Origin of the sequence: Janthinobacterium sp. AD80, assembly GCF_002878455.1 — a bacterium.
Taxonomy (GTDB): Bacteria; Pseudomonadota; Gammaproteobacteria; order Burkholderiales; family Burkholderiaceae_D; genus Janthinobacterium.
Map to the genome: position 1 here is coordinate 1 of NZ_NRDQ01000121.1, position 19472 is coordinate 19472.

General features: G+C 63.9%; 20 protein-coding genes and 1 pseudogene. 7 read left to right on the plus strand and 14 right to left on the minus strand.

Annotated elements, in window-relative coordinates; all coding sequences use genetic code 11:
- Positions 1 to 318 (plus strand): annotated as a pseudogene (locus JaAD80_RS30815) (hypothetical protein); the annotation flags it as partial.
- 43 nt (positions 319 to 361) lie between these two features.
- On the opposite strand, the gene JaAD80_RS20770 reads toward JaAD80_RS30815, so the two are convergent.
- A complete protein-coding gene (locus tag JaAD80_RS20770) occupies positions 362 to 1318 on the minus strand; it encodes a sulfate ABC transporter substrate-binding protein (protein ID WP_180979513.1) in 957 nt (318 codons plus the stop codon).
- Positions 1319 to 1772: 454 nt separating this feature from the next.
- Here JaAD80_RS20770 and JaAD80_RS20775 point away from each other — a divergent pair, with 454 nt between their 5' ends.
- Entirely contained in the window at positions 1773 to 2249 is a 477-nt protein-coding gene (locus JaAD80_RS20775; protein ID WP_374755263.1) for a GNAT family N-acetyltransferase, read from the plus strand.
- 66 nt (positions 2250 to 2315) lie between these two features.
- Here JaAD80_RS20775 and JaAD80_RS20780 read toward each other — a convergent pair whose 3' ends face one another.
- Positions 2316 to 3128, minus strand: coding sequence for a class II glutamine amidotransferase (locus tag JaAD80_RS20780; RefSeq protein WP_102296921.1), 813 nt, complete (start codon positions 3126 to 3128; stop codon positions 2316 to 2318).
- 233 nt (positions 3129 to 3361) lie between these two features.
- On the opposite strand from JaAD80_RS20780, the gene JaAD80_RS20785 reads away from it, so the two are divergent.
- Both JaAD80_RS20785 and JaAD80_RS20790 read left to right on the plus strand, forming a co-directional pair.
- Positions 3362 to 4198 (plus strand): EAL domain-containing protein, encoded by an 837-nt coding sequence (locus JaAD80_RS20785; protein ID WP_102296924.1) that lies wholly within the window; start codon positions 3362 to 3364, stop codon positions 4196 to 4198.
- Positions 4199 to 4341: 143 nt separating this feature from the next.
- Positions 4342 to 5058, plus strand: coding sequence for a DUF882 domain-containing protein (locus tag JaAD80_RS20790; protein ID WP_102296926.1), 717 nt, complete (start codon positions 4342 to 4344; stop codon positions 5056 to 5058).
- A gap of 144 nt (positions 5059 to 5202) precedes the next feature.
- Here JaAD80_RS20790 and JaAD80_RS20795 read toward each other — a convergent pair whose 3' ends face one another.
- Positions 5203 to 5406, minus strand: coding sequence for a DUF3460 family protein (locus JaAD80_RS20795; protein WP_102296928.1), 204 nt, complete (start codon positions 5404 to 5406; stop codon positions 5203 to 5205).
- 80 nt (positions 5407 to 5486) lie between these two features.
- Between JaAD80_RS20795 and JaAD80_RS20800 the strand changes: the two genes are divergently transcribed.
- Positions 5487 to 6380: a LysR family transcriptional regulator gene (locus tag JaAD80_RS20800; protein WP_102296931.1), complete on the plus strand. Its 894-nt coding sequence runs from the start codon at positions 5487 to 5489 to the stop codon at positions 6378 to 6380.
- On the opposite strand, the gene JaAD80_RS20805 is transcribed toward JaAD80_RS20800, so the two are convergent.
- The gene (locus JaAD80_RS20805; RefSeq protein ID WP_102296934.1) at positions 6344 to 6823 is read right to left on the minus strand and encodes a PACE efflux transporter; all 480 of its coding nucleotides are present in this window, start codon (positions 6821 to 6823) and stop codon (positions 6344 to 6346) included. The genes JaAD80_RS20800 and JaAD80_RS20805 overlap by 37 nt on opposite strands.
- A 182-nt stretch (positions 6824 to 7005) precedes the next feature.
- Here JaAD80_RS20805 and JaAD80_RS20810 point away from each other — a divergent pair, with 182 nt between their 5' ends.
- Positions 7006 to 7458: a hypothetical protein gene (locus JaAD80_RS20810; protein ID WP_102296936.1), complete on the plus strand. Its 453-nt coding sequence runs from the start codon at positions 7006 to 7008 to the stop codon at positions 7456 to 7458.
- 116 nt (positions 7459 to 7574) lie between these two features.
- Positions 7575 to 9740 carry a bifunctional diguanylate cyclase/phosphodiesterase gene (locus JaAD80_RS20815; RefSeq protein WP_180979512.1) on the plus strand — a complete coding sequence of 722 codons (2166 nt, stop codon included), beginning with the start codon at positions 7575 to 7577 and terminating at the stop codon, positions 9738 to 9740.
- On the opposite strand, the gene JaAD80_RS20820 is transcribed toward JaAD80_RS20815, so the two are convergent.
- The 10 genes from JaAD80_RS20820 to JaAD80_RS20865 form a co-directional block, all read right to left on the minus strand.
- Positions 9725 to 10816: a glycosyltransferase family 9 protein gene (locus JaAD80_RS20820; protein WP_102296938.1), complete on the minus strand. Its 1092-nt coding sequence runs from the start codon at positions 10814 to 10816 to the stop codon at positions 9725 to 9727. The genes JaAD80_RS20815 and JaAD80_RS20820 overlap by 16 nt on opposite strands.
- Positions 10817 to 10927: 111 nt before the next feature.
- The gene (locus JaAD80_RS20825) at positions 10928 to 11977 is read right to left on the minus strand and encodes a hypothetical protein (RefSeq protein ID WP_102296941.1); all 1050 of its coding nucleotides are present in this window, start codon (positions 11975 to 11977) and stop codon (positions 10928 to 10930) included.
- Positions 11978 to 11982: 5 nt separating this feature from the next.
- On the minus strand, positions 11983 to 12894 hold the full coding sequence (flgL, locus tag JaAD80_RS20830) for a flagellar hook-associated protein FlgL (protein WP_102296943.1): 912 nt from the start codon (positions 12892 to 12894) through the stop codon (positions 11983 to 11985).
- Between the two features lie 10 nt (positions 12895 to 12904).
- Positions 12905 to 14266: a flagellar hook-associated protein FlgK gene (flgK, locus tag JaAD80_RS20835; RefSeq protein WP_102296945.1), complete on the minus strand. Its 1362-nt coding sequence runs from the start codon at positions 14264 to 14266 to the stop codon at positions 12905 to 12907.
- An 81-nt stretch (positions 14267 to 14347) separates the two neighbouring features.
- Positions 14348 to 14755, minus strand: a complete 408-nt coding sequence (locus JaAD80_RS20840) for a rod-binding protein (RefSeq protein WP_308410626.1) — start codon at positions 14753 to 14755, stop codon at positions 14348 to 14350.
- 108 nt (positions 14756 to 14863) lie between these two features.
- Complete coding sequence (locus tag JaAD80_RS20845; protein ID WP_102296947.1) at positions 14864 to 15976, minus strand: flagellar basal body P-ring protein FlgI; 1113 nt, start codon at positions 15974 to 15976, stop codon at positions 14864 to 14866.
- 9 nt (positions 15977 to 15985) lie between these two features.
- Positions 15986 to 16660 (minus strand): flagellar basal body L-ring protein FlgH, encoded by a 675-nt coding sequence (gene flgH, locus JaAD80_RS20850; RefSeq protein WP_102296950.1) that lies wholly within the window; start codon positions 16658 to 16660, stop codon positions 15986 to 15988.
- Positions 16660 to 17448 (minus strand): flagellar basal-body rod protein FlgG, encoded by a 789-nt coding sequence (gene flgG, locus JaAD80_RS20855; protein ID WP_167468652.1) that lies wholly within the window; start codon positions 17446 to 17448, stop codon positions 16660 to 16662. The genes flgH and flgG overlap by 1 nt, the downstream gene beginning before the upstream one ends.
- Before the next feature lie 32 nt (positions 17449 to 17480).
- Entirely contained in the window at positions 17481 to 18209 is a 729-nt protein-coding gene (locus tag JaAD80_RS20860) for a flagellar basal body rod protein FlgF (RefSeq protein WP_102296951.1), read from the minus strand.
- A gap of 26 nt (positions 18210 to 18235) precedes the next feature.
- Positions 18236 to 19432 (minus strand): flagellar hook protein FlgE, encoded by a 1197-nt coding sequence (locus JaAD80_RS20865; RefSeq protein ID WP_102296953.1) that lies wholly within the window; start codon positions 19430 to 19432, stop codon positions 18236 to 18238.
- Positions 19433 to 19472 lie beyond the last annotated feature (40 nt).

Below are 19472 nucleotides of genomic sequence, written 5' to 3' on the forward strand. Positions count from 1 at the left end.
ATCCCGCTGGGGCACGGTATGCGCGGCGACGGCGCGTGCATGGCCATGCTGTCGCTGCGGCCCCTGTTCCGCACGGCGGCGCAACCGTGGCCGCAGGGCGCGGAGCGGCCTTGCGGTTTGACGGCGGCGCAGTGGGCGCTGGCGCAGGCACTGGCCGACGGCATGGAGCCGGCTGATTATGCACGCCGGCGGGGCATACGCATCAGCACGGTGCGCAGCCAGATCCAGGCCATCCTGGCCAAGACGGGGACGCGCCGCAGCAGCGAAATCGCCAGCCTGTTCAGCGCCCTGGAGTGGCGCGCGGGCGCGCCGCCATAAAAAAACCGGGACATGTCCCGGTTTCCCTGAAGGTCTGGCGTGCTTACTTTTGATAAATCTTGTCGAACTCGCTGCCATCGTCAAAGTGTTTCTTTTGCGCCTGTTTCCAGCCGCCAAACACATCGTCGATGGTGAACAACGAGATCGGCTTGAAGCTGGCCGCGTATTTCTTCGCCACCGCTGCCGAACGGGGGCGCAGATAATGCTTGGCGACCAGTTCCTGGCCCGGTTCCGAGTACAGGTATTGCAGGTAGGCCGTGGCTTGCTTGCGGATGCCGCGGCGGTCGACCACCTTGTCGACGACGGCCACCGGCGACTCCGCCAGGATGGAAATGCTTGGGTACACCACTTCAAAGTTGTCGCCGAACTCGGCGCGCACCAGTTGCACCTCGTTTTCAAACGTCACCAGCACATCGCCGATTTCACGCTGCGTGAAGGTGGTGGTGGCGCCGCGGCCACCGCCGTCCAGCACGGGCACGTTCTTGAACAGCTTGGTCACCAGCTCGCGCGCCTGCGCTTCGCCGCCGCCTTTTTTCAGCGCATAGCCCCAGGCCGCCAGGTAGGTGTAGCGCCCATTGCCCGAGGTTTTCGGGTTCGGCACGATGACCTTGATGCCGGGCTTGGCCAGGTCGTCCCAATCCTTGATCTGTTTCGGGTTGCCTTTGCGCACCAGATATACCATGGTGGAATAGAACGGCGCCGCGTTGTTGGGGAATTTCTTGGCCCAGTCGGCCACCACGAGGCCACGGTCGACGAGGATGTCGATGTCGTTGGCCTGGTTCATGGTCACGACAGACGCTTCCAGGCCATCGGCCACGGAGCGCGCCTGCTTGCTGGAACCGCCGTGCGATTGCTTGATGGTGATGGTTTCGCCCGTTTTGGCTTTCCAGTCTGCAATAAATGCGGGATTCACGTCCTTGAACAGTTCGCGCATCACGTCGTAGGACGCGTTCAGCAAGACCACCGGTTCGGCGGCGCCGGCTGTCATCGGCAGGCTCATGGCTGCGGCGGAAGCGGCCAGGGCGCTGGCCAGGAACCAGCGGCGCGAGCGTTGGCTGAGCGTCAGGACGGCGGTCGGTACGGCGTTGAATGGGGACATGTTGAACTCTTGTTGTGAGAATAGATAGACATAGTCTAAAATTCCGGCCGGAAAAGAAACGAATTTTTCGTAATATGCTTAGATCACATTCCCGTTTCTGCCAAAAAACAGATATGGATTGGTGAAATGATTCGTGGGAAAGCCGGGCGCCAGGGCTTAGGCTGCCAACTGGGCGCCATAGGTAAAAGCCGCTCTTGACGCGGCGCGAAAAAACCCGAATGCGCCGCTTGGTGTATAGTCGAATCGCGCGATACACGGTGAAACCGTCTGCATCGGCAACTGGAATATTTTGTGAGCGTACATGAGTCTTGAAATTCGTATTGCAACATCGACCGACGCTTTCGAGGCGTGCAGTGTGTTACGACGCTCGATCGTCGAATGCTGCAGCCTCGATCATCGTGACGATCCGGCCATCCTGGAAGCGTGGCTGGGCAATAAAACACCGCAGATGGTGGCGTGCTGGTTTGCATCGCCCACCAATTTTTCACTCGTTGCAGTAGAGCAAGGCGCCGTCGTGGGCGTGGGCTTGCTCACGCGTGCCGGCAAGCTGGCCCTGTGCTACCTGCTGCCCGAGGCGCAGGGACGGGGCGCGGGCAAGGCGCTGGTGGAAGGGCTGGAAGCGCAGGCGCGCGAGTGGGGCATCAAGGCCTTGCAGCTGCACAGCACGGCCAGCAGCCAGGCCTTTTTCGTCAAGCAGGGTTATGTCGAGGCAGGCAATGTGCGCTCGCCATATGGCGTGGAAACGATTTTTTGCTGGAAACAGATTGATCCTGCTGGCATCGCCAGCGGCGACCCCAAGCGCAAACGCTTTTGCAACTGCAATTCGGCCTGACGCTCTTCCGGTACCTCAGCCCGCCCATCCGGCGGCGGGCCCTTTCTTCCCCGTTGAGTTGTTCCTTCAGTAACTGATCTGGATATACACGCCTTGCGGCGCGGCATCGTGTGCTGGCAGCAAGGTGCCGCCGGCAAACAGCTTCAGTTCGCCGGGCGCGAATGCCAGCCACTCCTCGTTTTGCGTCAGCGGGTGCGTGGCGATGACGGCGATGCGGTCATCGAGGTGATTGTGCTGGCGAAAGTCGATGCTGCGTTCGCAGTCGATCAGTTGCGCCACGGAAAACGGATACTCGCGTATCACATAGTGCAGGTGCGTGGAGCAGTGCGCGAACAGCACCTCGCCATCGGACAGGATGAAATTGAAGGTGCCGTGGGCAGCGATGTCGCGCGCCACCTCGGCGATGGCGGCGCGCAAGTCGGCGCGCGGCGGTTCGCCCTCGGGAAAGCGCGCGCGCAGGCTGGCCAGCAGGTGGCAAAACGCCTGCTCGCTGTCCGTGTCACCGCTGGCGCGGTACTGCGCGTCGGGCGCCGCCGACCAGGTTTTCAAGTCGCCGTTGTGGGCGAACGACCAGGTCTTGCCCCACAGTTCGCGGGCGAACGGGTGGGTGTTTTCCGGCGCGATGCGGCCCTGCGTGGCCTTGCGGATGTGGGCGACGATGTTTTTCGCTTTCACCGCTTGCTGCTGCACCGTGGCGGCCAGCGGCGAATCGATGGCGGCCAGGTGGTCCGTCAGCAAGGTGCAGCCGCTGCTCGAATGATAGGCGATGCCCCAGCCGTCGCGGTGCTCGTCCGTGCGGCCGCCCCGCTCGGCAAAGCCGGCAAAGGAAAATCCCAGCGCGGCCGGCTTGCTGCTGTTCATTGCGAGTAACTGGCACATGGCGGCCCTTCCTGAGGATATCGGTACATGCTCACAGTAAAGGCTGGGGCAGGGGGCGGGAAGGAATGTTTCTGACTATCGATATGCGCGCGCCGTTGCCTGGCCATATTTGCTGCACGCATATCAAATGGCGAAACCATTCGTTCTCCTTTGTTCAGGCCTGCCTTAGTCTGCACACTTTGGCGCCCCCGTCCCCAGGAGGGAAGCGGGCGCAGCCCTACGAAGGAGCATGTATGCCATTTCCCGTCCTGCAAAATTACCTGGCCCGCCTGTCGCATCAAACCCAGGCTGGCACCAGCGTCTGGCTCGACGACGAGGGCAGGGCGCTGGGACGCTTTTTCAATTGCACCATGACCAGCGCCTTCCAGCCGCTGCGCGAACTGGAGAGCGGCAAGCTGCTGGCCTTCGAGGGACTGGCGCGCAGCGTGTCGAAGGCGGACGAGGGCCTGTCGCTGTGGCGCTTGCTTGACCATGCGGCCAGCGACGATGAATCCGTCGAGCTGGACCGGCTGTGCCGCATGCTGCACGCGATTAATTTCTTTCGGCAGCCGGAAGCGGAGCAGGCCGATCTGTACCTGAACGTGCACGACCGCCTGCTGAGCGCCGTCAGCAGCAATCACGGCCACGCCTTCCAGCGCATCCTCGACGCGCTGGGCTTGCCGATCGAGCGCATCGTGCTGCAATTGCCTGCCGTGACGGCCAACCAGGGCTGGCTGCTCAATTACGTGGCCGACAATTATCGCCGCAATGGTTTCCGCCTGGCCATCAACGTGGCCAGCGTACAGGAAGCCACGGGCATGCTGGAGCGTTTGCATCCGCACGCCTTCAAGCTTGACGCGGGCAATCTCAGCGACGAGGCGGCCGCCGCCAGCTTTGTCAGCCTGTGCCATGCGGCAAAGATCCGCGTGGTCTTCAAGCGCCTTGACACGCCTGCCGCGCTGGCCGCCCTGCAACGCATCGCCGCTGCCACGGGCTTGCCCATCGTCGCGCAAGGTTATCTGCTGGACAAGCCATTGACGGCGCTGGCGCAGGCAAAAGGGCGCATCGCTGCCGCCGAGGCTGCCGCCTGAGGCAAGGCTGGAAGCAAATGCACTGAAAACAGGGGGACACGATAGGCATTCAGGGTTTTTCTTCGCTGCACAATAGGCTATAGTATTCGTATCGTTATATTGGAATGACTATGGCATCGCGCAGAAATTTTCTACACCACGGTATGGGCCTGGCCGCGCTGGGCCTGGTAGCCACCCCGCTCATCGGCTGCGCCTCGCGCACGGCCGCTCCTCCATCGGCCTCGGCCAGCGCCAGGCCGCGTCCGCCGCGCACGGCAGTGCCGCCCCAGCCGACCCAGCTGGCCAGTGTTGACCGCTCGATCACTTCGCAGTCGCGCCAGGTCATCACCGAGCTGGAACCGCCACCGGACATTTTCGACGCGCAGGCGCTGGACCTGGAATTCTGGCTCAAGCCCCGCACCCTGGAAGTGGTGCGTCCGGCCAGCAATGAAAAAGCCAAGCTGCTGTACTGGAAAGATGGCGAAGTCATCGATTCGGCCTACCAGGAACTGTGCCACTTGCTGCGCGACGTGAATGGCAAGAAGACGGCCGCCATCGACCCGAAACTGCTGGAAACCCTGTGGGGCACGCAGGCGTTCGTGGCCCGCTACGGCATCGAGCAGCCGCTGGAGATTTTGTCCGGCTACCGCACGGCCGCCTCGAACAGCAAGCTGCGCGAAGCAGGCGTGCCTGCCGCGCGCCAGTCGCTGCACATCTCGGGCCGCGCCGCCGACATCCGCGTGGCCAACCTGAATGCGGAAGTGCTCGGTTCGCTCGTGCGCAGCTTCAAGCAGGGCGGCGTGGGTTTCTATTACCGCAACGGTCCACGTGGCGGCTGGATCCATGCCGATACGGGCCTGCAGCGCACCTGGAAAGGTTAAGCCCAAGGTTACAACGCCTGACCTAAGCTGCTGCGCGGCGCGCCCTGCGGCCGGCGATGCTCGCCGTACCTTCCTGAGGCTGCGCATTTCGGCCACAAATCACTGCCGCTCGCCACGCTGTTGTCAGGCGTTTGGCTGGTTTGATCAGTCGTAGTGGTAAGGCGGCTCCGGCACGCTGTCGGCGTGGACCAGTGCCAGTTCGCGCATGCTGGCCGGGCGTTCCCACCAGATGCGCCAGCCGCGGCGCTGGCTTTCCCGCACTTCCGGGTGCGCCTGCAGGTAGCCGTCGATGAAACGGGTAAAGTCTGAAATGTAGCCGCTGCGGCGGACAGTGAATCGGTGGCGCATGTGCGTACTCCCGTGGTTTCCCGTTTGACCGCGCGCGCTCGCAGAAGTGCCGCACTTTCCACCGCACCTTCCATATTCCCATGAAACTCTCCAGCCATAACATCGAACTGTTCCTGGCCGTCGTCGATGGCGGTTCGTTTTCCAGCGCCGCGCGGGCCCTGGGGCGGGCGCCATCGGCCGTCAGCATGGCCATTGCCAACATCGAGGCGGAACTGGGCATCACCCTGTTCGACCGGGGCGCGCGCGAAGCCGTGCCCACGCCGGCTGCGACGGCCCTGATTCCCCATGCGCGCCTGATCGCCGAGCAATTGAAGCAGTTGCACCTGCATGCGCAGGAATTGTCGCAGGGACTGGAAAGCCGCATTTCGCTGGGCATCGCGGCCGAGCTCGACCATGCGCCTTTCCTGCGCGCCGTGCGCGCGCTGTCGCAGCGCCATCCGCTGCTCGACATCGAGGTGCTGACGGCGCCGCAGGATGACGTGCTCGACATGCTGCACCGGGGCCGCATCAGTGCCTGCATGGCCTTCGCCGGCGGGCGCATCAATCACGAGGAGCAGTTCCAGCTGGTGGGCAGCGATGCCCTGCTGGCGATTATTTCTACGCAGCATCCGCCGAGTGTGGCGGGCCGCGCCCTGTATATCGAGGAATTGGTGAATTTGCGCCAGATCATCGTTGCCAGCCGCGAGCTGGACCTGGCCGATGCGCGTCCCGTGGTGGGGCTGTCCTACTGGCGCACGGACAGCCTGCCGATGGCGCTGTCGATGGTCGAGGCGGGGCTGGGCTGGGGCAATTTCGCCGCCTCGGCCATCGCCCATTCGCTGGCGGCGGGACGGGTGCGCCGCGTCGCCTTTAAAAACACGGGCAATGGCCTGGTCGTGCCGATCCACCTGGTGTGGATGAAGGACCGGCCGCTGGGCATGGCGGCGCGGTCCTTTCTTCAGTTGCTGACGGAAGTCGACACGGCCGCGCCCTGAAGTTCTGCAGGCTCTTCCCTGGGCTGCTGCGCCGACAGGGGCACGCCGAACAGGCCGTCGAAGAAATAGTTAAAGATGAAGCTGTAGCAGGGGATGATCAGCATCAGGGCAAAGTCCAGCACGAAGGCTTGCCACAGGCTGATGTCGAGCCACCAGGCGATCAGCGGAATCAGGTAGATGACCAGGGTGATCTGGAAACCGATCGCGTGCAGGATGCGGCGCCAGACGGTGCGCGTGCGCGACACTTGCCGGATTTCCCAGTATTCGAAGGCCGTGTTGTACAGCAGGTTCCAGATCACGGCGATGGTGGTGATCATGATCGCCAGCGGCCCCGTGCTGGTCGGCGATTCGCCCGAGAGCAGGGTCAGCCAGGCCGTGGAAATGGCCATGCCGATGATTTCAAAGGCCGTGACGTAGACGATTTTGCGTTTGATGCCTTGCATGTAAAGCCTGTAAAGAAGAGATGGCGCATATTTTAAGTCAGGTATGTTGATGTTAAAAGTTAATAGCTGTCAGTTTTTCTGATGAATTGCTGCATGCCATACCATGCGCGCCGTGAACGGGGGATAATGACAACTGGCAGGCAACTGGTCCCGCCGTATCACCGCAGAAAAGGTCAACGAGCATGCAAGGCGCAGCAGACAGCAACATCCCCGACGTTCCCGACACCTCCGCCAGCGCGGAAGAACGTCCGCGTTTCCGTCCCCGTCCGTGGGAACACCTGGAAACGCCGTATGACGTGGAAGTGTGGATCGAGGAACATAACCGCAGCATGCAGGACAATATCCGCGCCACGGAAACGGGCGTGGGCATCTGCTTTACCCTGGCCGAAGGCGGCGACATCTATATGCAGACCAGCGCCGACGGCGCCGTCGTGCTCGACGTCACGCCGGACGCGGCCTGGGTATCTCCGCTGATCAGCGCCGCCACGGGCTGCGAGACGCCGGCCTCCTCGCTGTGGATATTGCCTGACGATAAGCTGATCCAGCTGATCGTGGGCTTGTCCAGCCTGGTGGCCAGCACCTTGCTGGTGGTGGGACACGATTTCGGCCTGCGCCGGCGCGGCATGGGCCGCTAGGCGGGCTGTTGCAGAAAGGCCGTGTGCCGCGCGCATGGCTCGACACTGCGCGTGCTAAGTGCTAGTCTCGGTCCTGCTGCCGCCTGAATGCCGGGGCGGCACTGCAAAGGATAGCCATGGACAAACCACCGCACGCGGTACCTGCTCCGGATTCCTCCCCGTACGATGGCGCCGGCCTGCCGCTGCCATCCACGCCCCTGCTCGACGATGGCGTATTCAGCCCCGGCCGCATCAAGCTGGAACGGGAACAGGCGTATTTCAATGACTTGTACCTGCTGGCGCCCGTCGCCTATTTCGTGCTGGGCCTCGATGGCGTGATCGTGCAGCTGAACCTGGTGGCGGCCGAGCTGTTCGGCCTGGCGCGGGGGCGTCCCGGCCATGTGCTGTTCCGTTCCTATGTGCACGAGGCGTTTCGCCACGACTACGACCAGTTTGTCCAGCGCGTGCTCAATAGCAGCGAGCCTGAGCGCATCCAGCTGCAGGTGCGGCCGCACCCCGGCACCCAGGAGGCGGGCTTGCCCGTCAGCCTGCTGGGCAGCGCCGACCCGAACGGCCAGGCGCTGCGCCTGGTGCTGGAGCAGGCCGAAGGCAAGCTGGCCGCGCTGGAACGCAGCGAGGAGCGCTTCCGGCGCATCGTCCACAGCGCGGAAGAGGGCATCTGGGAAATCGATGCGCAGGCGCTGACCAGCTTTGTCAACCCGAAGATGGCGCACATGCTGGGCTGCCAGATCGAGGACATGCTGGGCCAGCCGCTGGCCGCCTTCATGGATGATGAAGGCCGTGCCATTCTCGAGCGCAATATCGCGCGGCGCCAGGATGGCATCGCCGAACGCCACGAGTTCAAGTTCGTGCGCCGCGACGGCAGCGCCCTGTGGGCCACCCTGGCCACCAATCCCATTTTCGACGCGGGCGGCAGCTACCTGGGCGCGCTGGCGCTGGTCGGCGACATCACGGCGCAGCGCGAAGCGTCCGGACGCATCTGGCAGCAAGCCAATTTCGACCAGGTGACGGGCTTGCCGAACCGTCACATGTTTCTCGACCGGCTGCATAACGAGACGCGCCGCGCCAAGCGCGAAGGCACGTGCCTGGCCCTGCTGTTCATCGACCTCGACAACTTCAAGCAGGTAAATGACAGCCTGGGCCACGAGAAAGGCGATACCTTGCTGCGCCAGGCGGCGCGGCGCATCAGCGAGCGCGTGCGTGCCACGGACACCGTGGCGCGCCTGGGCGGCGATGAATTTACCGTCATCCTGGCCGGTGTGGGGCAGCTGGCGGGCATCGAGCGCGTGGTGCAGGACCTGGTCACGGCGCTGGCCATGCCCTTCGCGCTGGACGACGACAGTGCGCAAGTGTCGGCCAGCGTGGGCGTGGCGCTGTACCCGGCCGATGCCGAGGCGGCCGAGATCCTGCTGCGGCATGCCGACCAGGCCATGTACGCGGCCAAGAATGCGGGGCGCAACGGCTACCGCTATTTCACGCCGGCCCTGCAGCAGGCCGCTGAGCTGCGCCGCAACACGGTGCGCGAGATGCGCCTGGCGCTGGCGCAGGAACAGTTCGAGGTGCATTACCAGCCCATCGTCAGCCTGCACGATGGCGCCATCGCGCGCGCCGAGGCGCTGCTGCGCTGGCGCCATCCGCTGCGCGGCCTGCTTGCGCCCGCCGAGTTCATCGCCTTCGCCGAAGCAAACGGGCTGATCACCGATATCGGCGACTGGGTATTCCGCCAGGCCGTACGCCAGGCACAGCAGTGGCAAGTTGCGTATGGCAGCGGCTTCCAGATCAGCATCAACAAGTCGCCCGTGGAGTTTCGCGGCGACGCCGCCCTGTACCAGGGCTGGCCCGACCATTTGCGGCGCGAAGGCCTGCCGCCGGGCGCCATCGTCATCGAGACCACGGAAGGCGTGCTGCTGGACGAGGCGCGCCAGGTGGGTGAGCGGCTGCGCCAGTTCCGCGCCATGGGCCTGGCGCTGGCGCTCGACGATTTCGGCAGCGGCCAGACGTCGCTCGCTTGCCTGCAGAAATTCGATATCGATTTTCTCAAGATCGACCGCTCGCTGGTTGGCGCCCTGGGGCAGGGCGACGCGGGACTGGCCCTGTGCGAGGCCATCATCGCCCTGGCACAGCGCCTGGGCCTGAAAGTCGTCGCCGAAGGCGTGGAGACGGCCCAGCAGCGCGATTTGCTGCGCGCGGCCGGCTGCGACTATGCGCAGGGCTTCCTGTTTGCCGGCGCCTTGCCGGCGCCGCAGATGGAGCGGCTGCTGTCCGCTCAGCCGGCGGCCTGAACGGCCGCTGTTTCGCCATCCATCAGCGCTGCCACGGCGGCCAGGGTCTCGTCGGCGCTGACCTTGTCCAGGGTCAGCCCTGGCGCCAGGATCACGCGGTACTGGCCGCTGGCGGGATAAAACCAGTGGTAGTTGTCGGTGCGGATGTAATAGCCGACGATTTTCCGGTCATAGGCCGAGGCGATATGGATCACCGACGTGTCCGGCGACAGTACCAGTTCGCAGCGGCGTATCAGGGCGGCCAGCTGCAGGATGTGGCCGGTGGGTGGCGCCAGCATCACGTTGGCATGGCCCGCGCCATCGACGATCCCGGCGGCGCGTGCCTCGGTGCCGGGCGCGGCGATCACCAGCAGCGCATGGCGCGGGTAGCGTGCGGCCAGGGCGGCGCAGCAGCGCTGGGCGTCGGCCACGCTGACCGTGCGCTGCGCATTGCTGCCCTGGAAATTCAGGCAAAACAGGCCTGCGTAGCTGCGCAGCAAGGTATCGCAGGCGGCGTCGATGGGGGCGGCGTGCGCCTCGACGCCGAACAGCTCGTAGCGCATGTCAATGTCGCGCAAGCCAAACGCCGCGAAGGCGGCGAAGTAGCTGTGCAGGATATGGCGGCTGCGGTCGCACGGCACCGTGTGGTCGAACATGTCCAGCTTCGCCGTCGAGGTGCCGTACTTGGGAATGGCAAAGCCCGTCAGGTAGCGCGCGCCCAGCCATTTGATGCGCAGCAACAAGGGGATCGAAAAGCGGTTGTAGGGATTGAAGATGACGTCGTAGCGGCGCCGGCGCAGGTCGGCGATGGTGGTGCGCAAGTCGCGCAGCAGCGGCTGCTTGTCCCAGATGAGGATGTCGCTGACGTGCGGATTGGCGGCGATCACGTCGCGGTTGGCGCTGCTGGCGGCCACGTCGATTTGCCAGTGCGGGTAGTTTTTCTTCAGCTCGCGCAGCAGCGCCGTGGTGACGATCATGTCGCCGATCTTGTCGTTGCGCAAAATCAATACCTTGCGCACACGGGCGATGTCGAGCGGCTGCTTGCCGGATTTGCCCAGCAGGGCATAGCTGATCAGCCTGGCGGCGGTCTTTATCAAGGGAACTCCGGGTGTGGATGGCGCGATGTGCCGGCGTGCCTGGCAATATGCAGGCGCGCCAGCAGCATCTTACGGATTTCCACCGCCCGCCGATAGGGGGCGCGCGCGTTTTTAGCGCAGGCCCAGCAGGGCGACCACGCGCTCGCGGCTGATGCCCACCAGCGCCGAGCTGATCGCCAGCAGCGACTCATAGCCGGGCTGGCTGGCTTTTTCCGTGAAGTTTTCCGCCAGGGTATCCATGCTGACGCTCACTTGCACCGGCTGGGCCTTGGCAACCCGGCCTGTCGCCTGCGCCAGCGCCAGGCTGACGGAGCTGCGTGCCTGCTGCAGGTGCGACAGCGCCTGCACCACTTGCTGCAAGGTGGCGCGCAGGGCTTCCACGTCGCTGGTATTCCATTCTTCCGGCGCGATGGCGGCCGGTTCCGCATCCGTGCGCACGCGGCTCATCTGGCCCGTCGGGTAGCGGATGCCGCTGCCGCGCACGGACAGGCTGTCGCGCACATTGGCCCACGACGCTTCCGGCGTGCTGAACACCAGCTCGCCATTTTCGCCCTGCTTGACGCGGATGCCCGATGGCATCAAGGCCTGGTCGAAGCGGGCGATGATCTGGTCGTCGCTCAGGCCCGGCTCGATATTCACCGAGCGCAAGGCCTGGTTCGCGCCGCCCACGGAAAAGGCCAGCACTTCCTGCGGGCCTTCCTGCAGGCTGGCCATGGTCAGGCCGCGGATGCTGAAATGCTGCTGCGCCGGTTCCGGGCTGGTATAGCTGAGCTGCGCGTCCAGCGTGCCGCCCGAGGCGCTGGCGCGCTGGCGCCAGGTATTGCTGAACTGGCGTACGCGCGCCTCGACTTGTCCTTCGCGGCCCTGGCGCGCGGCCAGCTTGGCCGCCAGCTCGCTTTTCAGCGCCTGCAGCTGGCTGCTGCTGCGTTCCAGGTAGTCCAGGGTTTGCTGGGCGTTGGAGATTTCTCCCTGCAACTGGTGATCCCAGTTGCTCAGGCCGCGCTGCAGGCTCGCCGTCGAACTCTTCGCCGCCGGCGCCTCGCTGCGCGCTCGGGCGCCGGCACTGCCGTTGATGGCGGCGGACGCGTCATCGACGACGCGGGCCGTGCCGGCGCTTTTGGCGGCAACGCCGGAAGAGGAGGAAGTCTGAGCGATTTGCATGATGGTCAGAGAAGGTCAAACAGGGAAATGGTGCCAACCTTGGCATACGCCTTGTACGTTGCCTGCAAGGCGGTCTGGTAGCCGGTCAGTTCGATGGCCGCCGCGCCCATGTCGGTCTTTTTCAGGTCCAGCAGCGCCGAATCGTTCGACAGCGACACGTTGGCCAGGTTGCCCGACAGGGTGGACAGGATGTTCTGCGCGCCGCCAAAGATGGCGATCTTGCCCGACAACAAGTCCATGCCGTCGTCCGTGCCATCGAGCGCGTCGCCGACGACGGTGCGCACGGCCGGGTCGTTCGGGCTGACGCCCGGCACGCTGAGGGTGGTGATGGCCTGGTCGATCTTGTTCAGCCACACCTCCAGATTTTTCACGTCGACGTTGGCCGCCTGCGTCACGCCATTGCCCACCACCACCGTCTGGGTGTCGGTGTTGCCGATATAGGTGTAGCGCGAACCGGACGCTGCCGCCGGATCGTACTTGATGGCCGGCTGGTCGGTGGCGGTGCCGGAAAACATGTAGCGGCCTTCCTGGTCCTTCAGGTTGGCCGTGTACAGCACGCTGTCGCGCATGGCGGTCAGCGATTGCGTCATGGCATTCAGGTCGTCCGGCGCATTGCCGCCATCGGCCGCCCACACCAGCAGGTCGCGCGCCTGGCCCATGTCGGTAACCATGCTCGACAGGTAATTTTCATTTTTCAGCAGGCGCACCTTCACGGTGGCGATATTGTCCTGGTACTGGGTGACCATGGCCTGTTCGCGCGTCAGGCGCGAAATGCGCACGTTGCCGATCGGATCATCCGATGGCAGCTGGATGCGCAGGCCGGAGGCCATTTGCTGGGTCAGGTAATTGATGCGTTCCTGGTTTTGCTGAAGCGAAATATTGATCAGCGATTGGTACTGGCTACTGGCGACACGCATGATCTTCTCCTTAACCCATCATTTGCAAAGTGGCATCAAACAAGGCATTTGCCACGGAAATGACCTTCATGTTGGCTTGGTACATATTCTGGAATTCCACCAGGTTCATCGCTTCTTCGTCCTTGTTCACGCCGCTGGTCGATTTCCAGTCGTCCACGGCTTGCGCGCGCACCGTATTGGCCGTCTTCAGCAAGGCCTGGTTCTGCTGGCTGTAGATGCCCAGCTTGCCGACCAGCTGCGTATCCGCGTCGCTCATCAGTACCGAACCCACCCAGCTGACGGTGATCGGCTGATTCTTGATGTCGATCAATTTCTGCAAGTTGCCGCTGTCGCCGGCGGCGCCTGTCAGCGACAGGGCCAGGTCGGTGGCATTGAAGCCGGCGATGATGTTCAGTTTGTCGTTCGCATACACCAGCAGGGGGCCGCCAGTCGCGCCGGCCATGGTTTTCCCCAGCGCCAGCTGCGCGTTGACCTTGGTGGCCAGGCTGCTGGCCATGTCGCGCAGCGACTGCTGCAGCGGTTTCAGGGTATTGCGCTCGAATTCACCGAGGCCGCCCATCTGGCCGCCGATGGCGACGGTATCGAGCGTGAATTGCGACTTGGCGAAATCCAGGCTCAGGGTTTGTTCGCCCGTTGCCGTCATGTTGCTGCTCAGGGTACCGGCCAGGCCGCCGATGACCAGCGGCTGGCCCGATTTCAGCGACACATTGCGCGAACCGTCGGGCTGGTCGAGCACATCGATGCCCATCTGCGAGGCCAGGCCATCGATCAGCTGGTCGCGCGCATCCATCAGCGACGACACGTTCGTGCCCGATGCCGAGGAAGTGCTGATGCGCTGGTTCAGCGCGGCGATATTTTGCAGCGTGGTATTGGCTTGCGGCACGATGGCGGCGCGTTGCTGCTGCACCGACAGCAGCTGGTTGCTCATCACCGTGCTGATGCTGTTGAAGCGCTGCGACATGGCGTCGGCCGCCGTGATGATCTGCTGGCGCAGCGGGGTCGACGTCGGGTCGACGGCGGCCGCGTTGAGGGCGGCGAAGAAGCCGTCGATGCCGTTGCTGATGCTCGACGCATCGTCGCCCATCACGCGTTCGAGCTGGGTCAGGTAAGGCTGTGTCTGCGAACGGGCGCCCTGGTCGGACGCGGCGCGCCACATTTGCTGGCTTTTATACGCATCGGCAAAGCGCAGCAGAGCCGACACTTCCACGCCGTTGCCGGCCGAACGTACGCCCGCGCTGGCGCCAAGCGAAGACAGCAGCACGCCCTGGCGGGTGTAGCCTGCCGTTTGCAGGTTGGCGATGTTCTGGCTGGCGGCATTGAGCGCGGCCTGGGCGGCGATGCTGCCTGACAATGCATTGCTGATGATGCTCATTGGGCAAGGTTCTTTCGTGAAAGGTGTGGCGCGGGCTGGCTGGCCAGCCGTGTATCGTTGTTACCTTGTACAGGCGACGCTTCAGGCAGGTTTATTAAGCGCTGGTGAAATATTGTCGCTTTGGACAGCGCCCTTTGCGGGGTTGCTGGCGGAAACGGGGGCGCTGGCTGCCGGCAGCAGCTGGCGCAGGATGGCGTCGGCGATGCCGAACGCGCGCTGGCCGGCCATCTTGTCGGCCACCAGGTTGTCGGCCATTTCCAGCATGTCGCTGTTGACGGGGTCTTTGAAGACGCTGTCCTCGCCCGCCATCTCGCGCGTGCCCGACCGCATCTGGCGCAGCATGTGCGAGATGAAGAAGGCTTCGAACTTGACGGCCGCCTCGGTGGCCTTGGCCGCATAGCGCGGGTCGGCCGGCGTGGCCGCCGCGGGGGATTTGTCTTCCAGCGCCGAGGGCAGGGCGCCGCTGCTGTCGTTTACATTCATTTCCATTCAGCTTTCAGTGTTCGTCAAAATATTCAGGGCAAGGCGCATTGCCGAAGGCAGTACGAATGTACGACGAGGCAGTGCAACGCAGTCCTGGGCTTTTTGACGGGCACGTTAGATCACCACCAGTTCGCCTTCGATGGCGCCAGCCTGGTCGAGTGCCTGCAAAATGGCCATCACATCGTCAGGCGAGGCGCCCAGGCTGTTGACGACGTCGATGATGGCTTGCAGCTTGGCGCCGGCCGGCCATTTGAACATATTGCCATTGCCCTGGTCGACGGAGACTTTTGATTGCGGCGTGACGGTGGTCTGGCCACGGCCGAACGGCGCCGGCTGGCTGACGGCCGAGCTTTCGGAAATGATGACTTTCAGCGAGCCGTGGGTGACGGCGGCCGCCTTGACGCGCAAGCCTTCGGCGATGACGACGGTGCCCGTGCGCGAATTGAAGACCACCTTCGGCGTATCGGTGCCCACGTCGACGCTCAGGGCTTCGAGCTTGGCCATGAAGGCCACGCGCTGGGTCGGATTTTCCGGCGCCAGCACTTCCACGCTGGTGGCGTCGCTGGTGGTGGCGACGGCACCGAAGCGGCGGTTGACGGCTTCGACGATATTGATGGCCGTCTCGAAGTGCGGGTGGCGCAAGTTCAGGGTGACGGTCGGCTTGGTGGAGAAATCGCTGAGGATTTCGCGCTCGATATTCGCGCCGTTGGGAATGCGGCCCGAAGTGGGCGTGTTGACGGTGACGGACGAGCCGCTCTTGCCGGTGGCGTTCAAGCCGCCGACGACGACATTGCCTTGCGCCAGCGCATAGGTTTCATTGTCGGCCGCGCGCAGCTGCGTCAGCAGCAAGGTGCCGCCGCGCAGGCTTTTCGCGTCGCCCAGCGAGGACACCGTAACGTCGATGGCCTGGCCGCGGCGGTAGCCCGGCGGAAACACCGCGCTGACCATCACGGTGGCCACGTTCTTGCTTTTCGATTCGGCGCCGTCCGGCATCTTGACGCCGAACTGCTTGAGCATGTTGACCACGGACTGGCTGGAAAATTTCACCTGGGTGGTGTCGCCGCTGCCGTTCAGGCCCACGACGAGGCCGTAGCCAACCAGCGGGTTGTCGCGCACGCCCTCGATGCTGACCAGGTTGCGCAGCACTTGCGCGGCGGTGGCAGGCAGGGCAAAGCCGGAGAGTGCGGCCAGCATGGCTGCCAGGGGCAGGGCGGAGCGAAATTTCATGATGTCACCTTAAAACGGCATCCACGGGCCGACGAAGAAGCGCGTCAGCCAGCCTGGTTTGTTGGCTTCGGCCAGAGTGCCCTGGCCGGAATAGGCGATCTGCGCATTGGCGATGCGCAAGGAAGACACCTGGTTGTTCGAATCGATATCGGCCGAGCGCAGGTAGCCGCGCAGGCGCACGAATTCCTCGCCCTGGTTCAGGGTCAGGGTCTTTTCGCCCTGCACGCGCAGCAAGCCGTTCGGCAGCACTTCCTGCACGATCACGGTGATGGCGCCGGACAGCGCATTTTGCTGCGTGCTGGTCGAGTCGCCGGCGAAGTTGCGGTCGGCAGACAGGTCGATGCCCGTCTTGGGGAAGGTCTTGCCGAGGATATTGGCCGCCTGCACGCCGACGGACGAACCCTTGTTGAACGAGGTGCCCGCCTTTTTGCTCGCCTGGGTGGTTTCCTGCAGGGCCACGGTGACCACGTCGCCGACGCGGAAGGCGCGGCTGTCGGAAGTCAGGGCCAGGCCCGCGTCGGGATTGAAGACGCCGCCGGCGACGCCGCCGCGCGCTGTGCTGCGCGGCGCCACCGGCAGCGGCGTATCGGAAAAGCTGGGCGCCAGGGGCGCTGCCGGGCGGCTGGCACAACCGGCCGCCAGCACCAGCAGCAGGGCCGCCGAGGCTTTCAATGCGGCCTTCATCAGCGTGCCGCTTGCGCCAGGTATTGCAGCATATTGTCGGCGGCCGACAGCACCTTGGTATTCATCTCATAGGTGCGCTGGGCAGCGATCATGTCGACCATCTCTTCAACCACCTGGACGTTCGAGCCTTCCAGCGCGAATTGCTTGAGCTTGCCCAGGGCGCCTTCGCCGGGACGGCCTTCCGTTGGCGTGCCGCTCGATGCCGTTTCCTGGAACAGGTTTTCACCGAGTGCCAGCAAGCCGGTCGGGTTGACAAAGCTCGAGAGGTTCAGCTGGCCCAGTTCGGTACCGGCAACATTGCCCGGCACGGTGGCCGTGACCATGCCGTTTTCGCCGATGGTGATCGCCGTGGCATTGTTCGGCACGGTGATCTGCGGCACCAGGGGCAAGCCCTGGGCGTTGACCATCACGCCGTTTTCATTGATGCCCAGCTGGCCGGCGCGCGTGTAGGCCGCTTCGCCGTTCGGGCGCAGCACTTGCAGGAAGCCGTTGCCGGTGATGGCGACGTCGAATTCGCGGCTGGTCGTTTGCAGGCTGCCGGTGGTAAACACCTTTTGCGTGCCGACCATGTGCGTGCCGTTACCCAGCTGTACGCCGGAGGGCGACAGGGTGTTGTCGGCGCGCTGCGTGCCCGGCTGCTGCTCGACCTGGTAAAACAGGTCTTCGAACACGACGCGGTCGCGCTTGAAGCCGACCGTATTGACGTTGGCCAGGTTATTCGCGATGGCTTGCAGTTTTGCATCTTGCGCCTGCACGCCGGTCTTGCTGATCCACATTGCTGGATTCATGGTTTGCTCCTAATAATAGATTGACGTCGGACTCAGGCGCCCAGCAGGCGGTTACCGGACTCCGTCATGGAGTCGCTGGCCTTGAAAATTTTCATCTGCATCTCGAAACTGCGGTTCAGGCTCATGGTGGCGACCATTTCCTCGACGGCGGAAACATTGCTGCCTTCCAGGTGGCGGTCGCGCAGGCGCACCGCCGGATCGGCCTGCAAGTCGTCGCCCGTGCGCGACACGATCAGGCCCGCTTCGTTCTTGGTCAGTTCGCCCGCTTCCGCATTGACCAGCTTGAGCTTGTCGACCGTCTGCATCTGCGCCGTGCCCGGAACCTGGATGGAAATGGTGCCATCGCCGCCGATCGACAGGCTGGTGTGCTCTGGAATGGTGATGGGGCCGCCTTCGCCCAGCACGGGCCGGCCATTGATGGTCAGCGCGCCCGTTTCATCGAGATCCATGGCGCCGGCGCGCGTGTAGGCTTCGCCGTTCTGCCATTGCACCGCGAGAAAACCGGGGCCGGTGATGGCCACGTCGAGCTCGCGCCCCGTTTCCTTGATGGCGCCCGTACGCGTGCCGATGGCGCTCGACTGCGTCTGCGTCATGTGGCGGTCGTCGTAGCCGTAGCCGTTTTGCAGCGGCTGGGCGGTGGAGACTTCCAGGTTGGCGCGAAAGCCGCCCGTCTCGATGTTGGCCAGATTGTTGGCGTGTACCTGCTGTGCCCGCAGGGCACGGTCGGCCCCGCTCATGGCGGTATAAATCAGCGCATCCATTGTGCTTTACCCTTGCGTGGTGGCGATTACAACGCTTGCATCAGCGATTGCAGCATGGCGTTCTCGGTCGAGATGACCTTCGAGTTCGCCTGATAGTTACGCTGCGACGTCATCAGGCCCACCAGTTCGGAGGTGATGTCGACGTTCGACTGTTCCAGCGAGCTCGTCACCAGTTTACCGGCCATGCCGACGCCCGGACGGTCATAGATGGCGGTGCCGGACGTGGTCGAGGCGACCCAGCTGGTATCGTTGACGGCCGTCAGCGCGCCTTCGTCAGGGAAGGTGGCCAGGGCGATCACGCCGATGCTTTGCTTCTGGCCGTTGGTGTACTTGGCCACGACGGAACCGTCATCGGCCAGTTCCACGCCCGTGTAGGTGCCCGAGGCATAGCCGTCGGCGCGGTCGGTCGATGTGGTGGATTCGCCAGCGAACTGGGTGGTGCCCGTGTAGTCGATGGCGATCGACAGGGGGGCGGCGCCTGTGGGTGTGCCCAGCGCCAGCGTGACCGGCGCGGTCATTGTCAGCTTGCCGGAGGTGTCGAAGGCCATGTTCGTCACCAGCGGCGCCGGCCCTGGCAATGTCAGATCGACGTTGTCCAGGGTGTAGTGCACGTCGACGCCCGCTGCCGTCTTGACGAAGTACTGGCCCAGCGAGTGCTTGGCGCCCAGCGAATCGTAGATGATCGAGGACTTGGCGCTGTTGTAGCTCAGCTCGTTGGTCTTGTCGAAGGGCACGGCCTTGATAGGCCACTCGGACGACATGTTGGCGGCATATGCCAGCTTGGTCGACGCTTCGGCGGGAATCTGGCCCGTCGGAATCAGCATGTCGCCCATGGTGCCCAGGGTGGTGCTGCCCTTGACCGACGCGTAGCCCTGTACCAGGCGGCCGTTTGCATCGATCAGCTTGCCATCGCTGCTGGCCGAGAAAATGCCGACGCGGCTGTAGTTCATGGTGTTCTGTGCATCGCGCGTGACGAAGTAGCCGCGGCCATCGATGGCCGCGTCAAGCGCGCGGCCCGTGTTCAGCACGCCGCCGTTGAGCGACATGCTTTGCGTGATCGAACCGATTTCCGTACCCGTGGCGCGCGAACCGGCATACATCGCCGAGAAATTGGCGCGGCTGCTCTTGAAACCGTAGGTGCCGGCGTTGGCGATGTTGTTACTGGTGCTGTTCAACTGTTGGTTGATGGACTGGATACCGGACAGGGCGATGTCGAAACTCATGTTGACTTCCTTTAGTGAAGGAGGAGATTAGTGTGTTTGG

Bases quoted from the DNA above. Each gene is read 5' to 3' on its own strand.
- JaAD80_RS20770 (WP_180979513.1), bottom strand. From the start codon at position 1,318: ATGAGCCTGCCGATGACAGCCGGCGCCGCCGAACCGGTGGTCTTGCTG.
- JaAD80_RS20780 (WP_102296921.1), bottom strand. From the start codon at position 3,128: ATGTGCCAGTTACTCGCAATGAACAGCAGCAAGCCGGCCGCGCTGGGA.
- JaAD80_RS20785 (WP_102296924.1), top strand. From the start codon at position 3,362: ATGCCATTTCCCGTCCTGCAAAATTACCTGGCCCGCCTGTCGCATCAA.
- JaAD80_RS20790 (WP_102296926.1), top strand. From the start codon at position 4,342: ATGGGCCTGGCCGCGCTGGGCCTGGTAGCCACCCCGCTCATCGGCTGC.
- JaAD80_RS20795 (WP_102296928.1), bottom strand. From the start codon at position 5,406: ATGCGCCACCGATTCACTGTCCGCCGCAGCGGCTACATTTCAGACTTT.
- JaAD80_RS20800 (WP_102296931.1), top strand. From the start codon at position 5,487: ATGAAACTCTCCAGCCATAACATCGAACTGTTCCTGGCCGTCGTCGAT.
- JaAD80_RS20805 (WP_102296934.1), bottom strand. From the start codon at position 6,823: ATGCAAGGCATCAAACGCAAAATCGTCTACGTCACGGCCTTTGAAATC.
- JaAD80_RS20810 (WP_102296936.1), top strand. From the start codon at position 7,006: ATGCAAGGCGCAGCAGACAGCAACATCCCCGACGTTCCCGACACCTCC.
- JaAD80_RS20815 (WP_180979512.1), top strand. From the start codon at position 7,575: ATGGACAAACCACCGCACGCGGTACCTGCTCCGGATTCCTCCCCGTAC.
- JaAD80_RS20825 (WP_102296941.1), bottom strand. From the start codon at position 11,977: ATGCAAATCGCTCAGACTTCCTCCTCTTCCGGCGTTGCCGCCAAAAGC.
- flgL (WP_102296943.1), bottom strand. From the start codon at position 12,894: ATGCGTGTCGCCAGTAGCCAGTACCAATCGCTGATCAATATTTCGCTT.
- flgK (WP_102296945.1), bottom strand. From the start codon at position 14,266: ATGAGCATCATCAGCAATGCATTGTCAGGCAGCATCGCCGCCCAGGCC.
- JaAD80_RS20840 (WP_308410626.1), bottom strand. From the start codon at position 14,755: ATGGAAATGAATGTAAACGACAGCAGCGGCGCCCTGCCCTCGGCGCTG.
- JaAD80_RS20845 (WP_102296947.1), bottom strand. From the start codon at position 15,976: ATGAAATTTCGCTCCGCCCTGCCCCTGGCAGCCATGCTGGCCGCACTC.
- flgH (WP_102296950.1), bottom strand. From the start codon at position 16,660: ATGAAGGCCGCATTGAAAGCCTCGGCGGCCCTGCTGCTGGTGCTGGCG.
- flgG (WP_167468652.1), bottom strand. From the start codon at position 17,448: ATGAATCCAGCAATGTGGATCAGCAAGACCGGCGTGCAGGCGCAAGAT.
- JaAD80_RS20860 (WP_102296951.1), bottom strand. From the start codon at position 18,209: ATGGATGCGCTGATTTATACCGCCATGAGCGGGGCCGACCGTGCCCTG.
- JaAD80_RS20865 (WP_102296953.1), bottom strand. From the start codon at position 19,432: ATGAGTTTCGACATCGCCCTGTCCGGTATCCAGTCCATCAACCAACAG.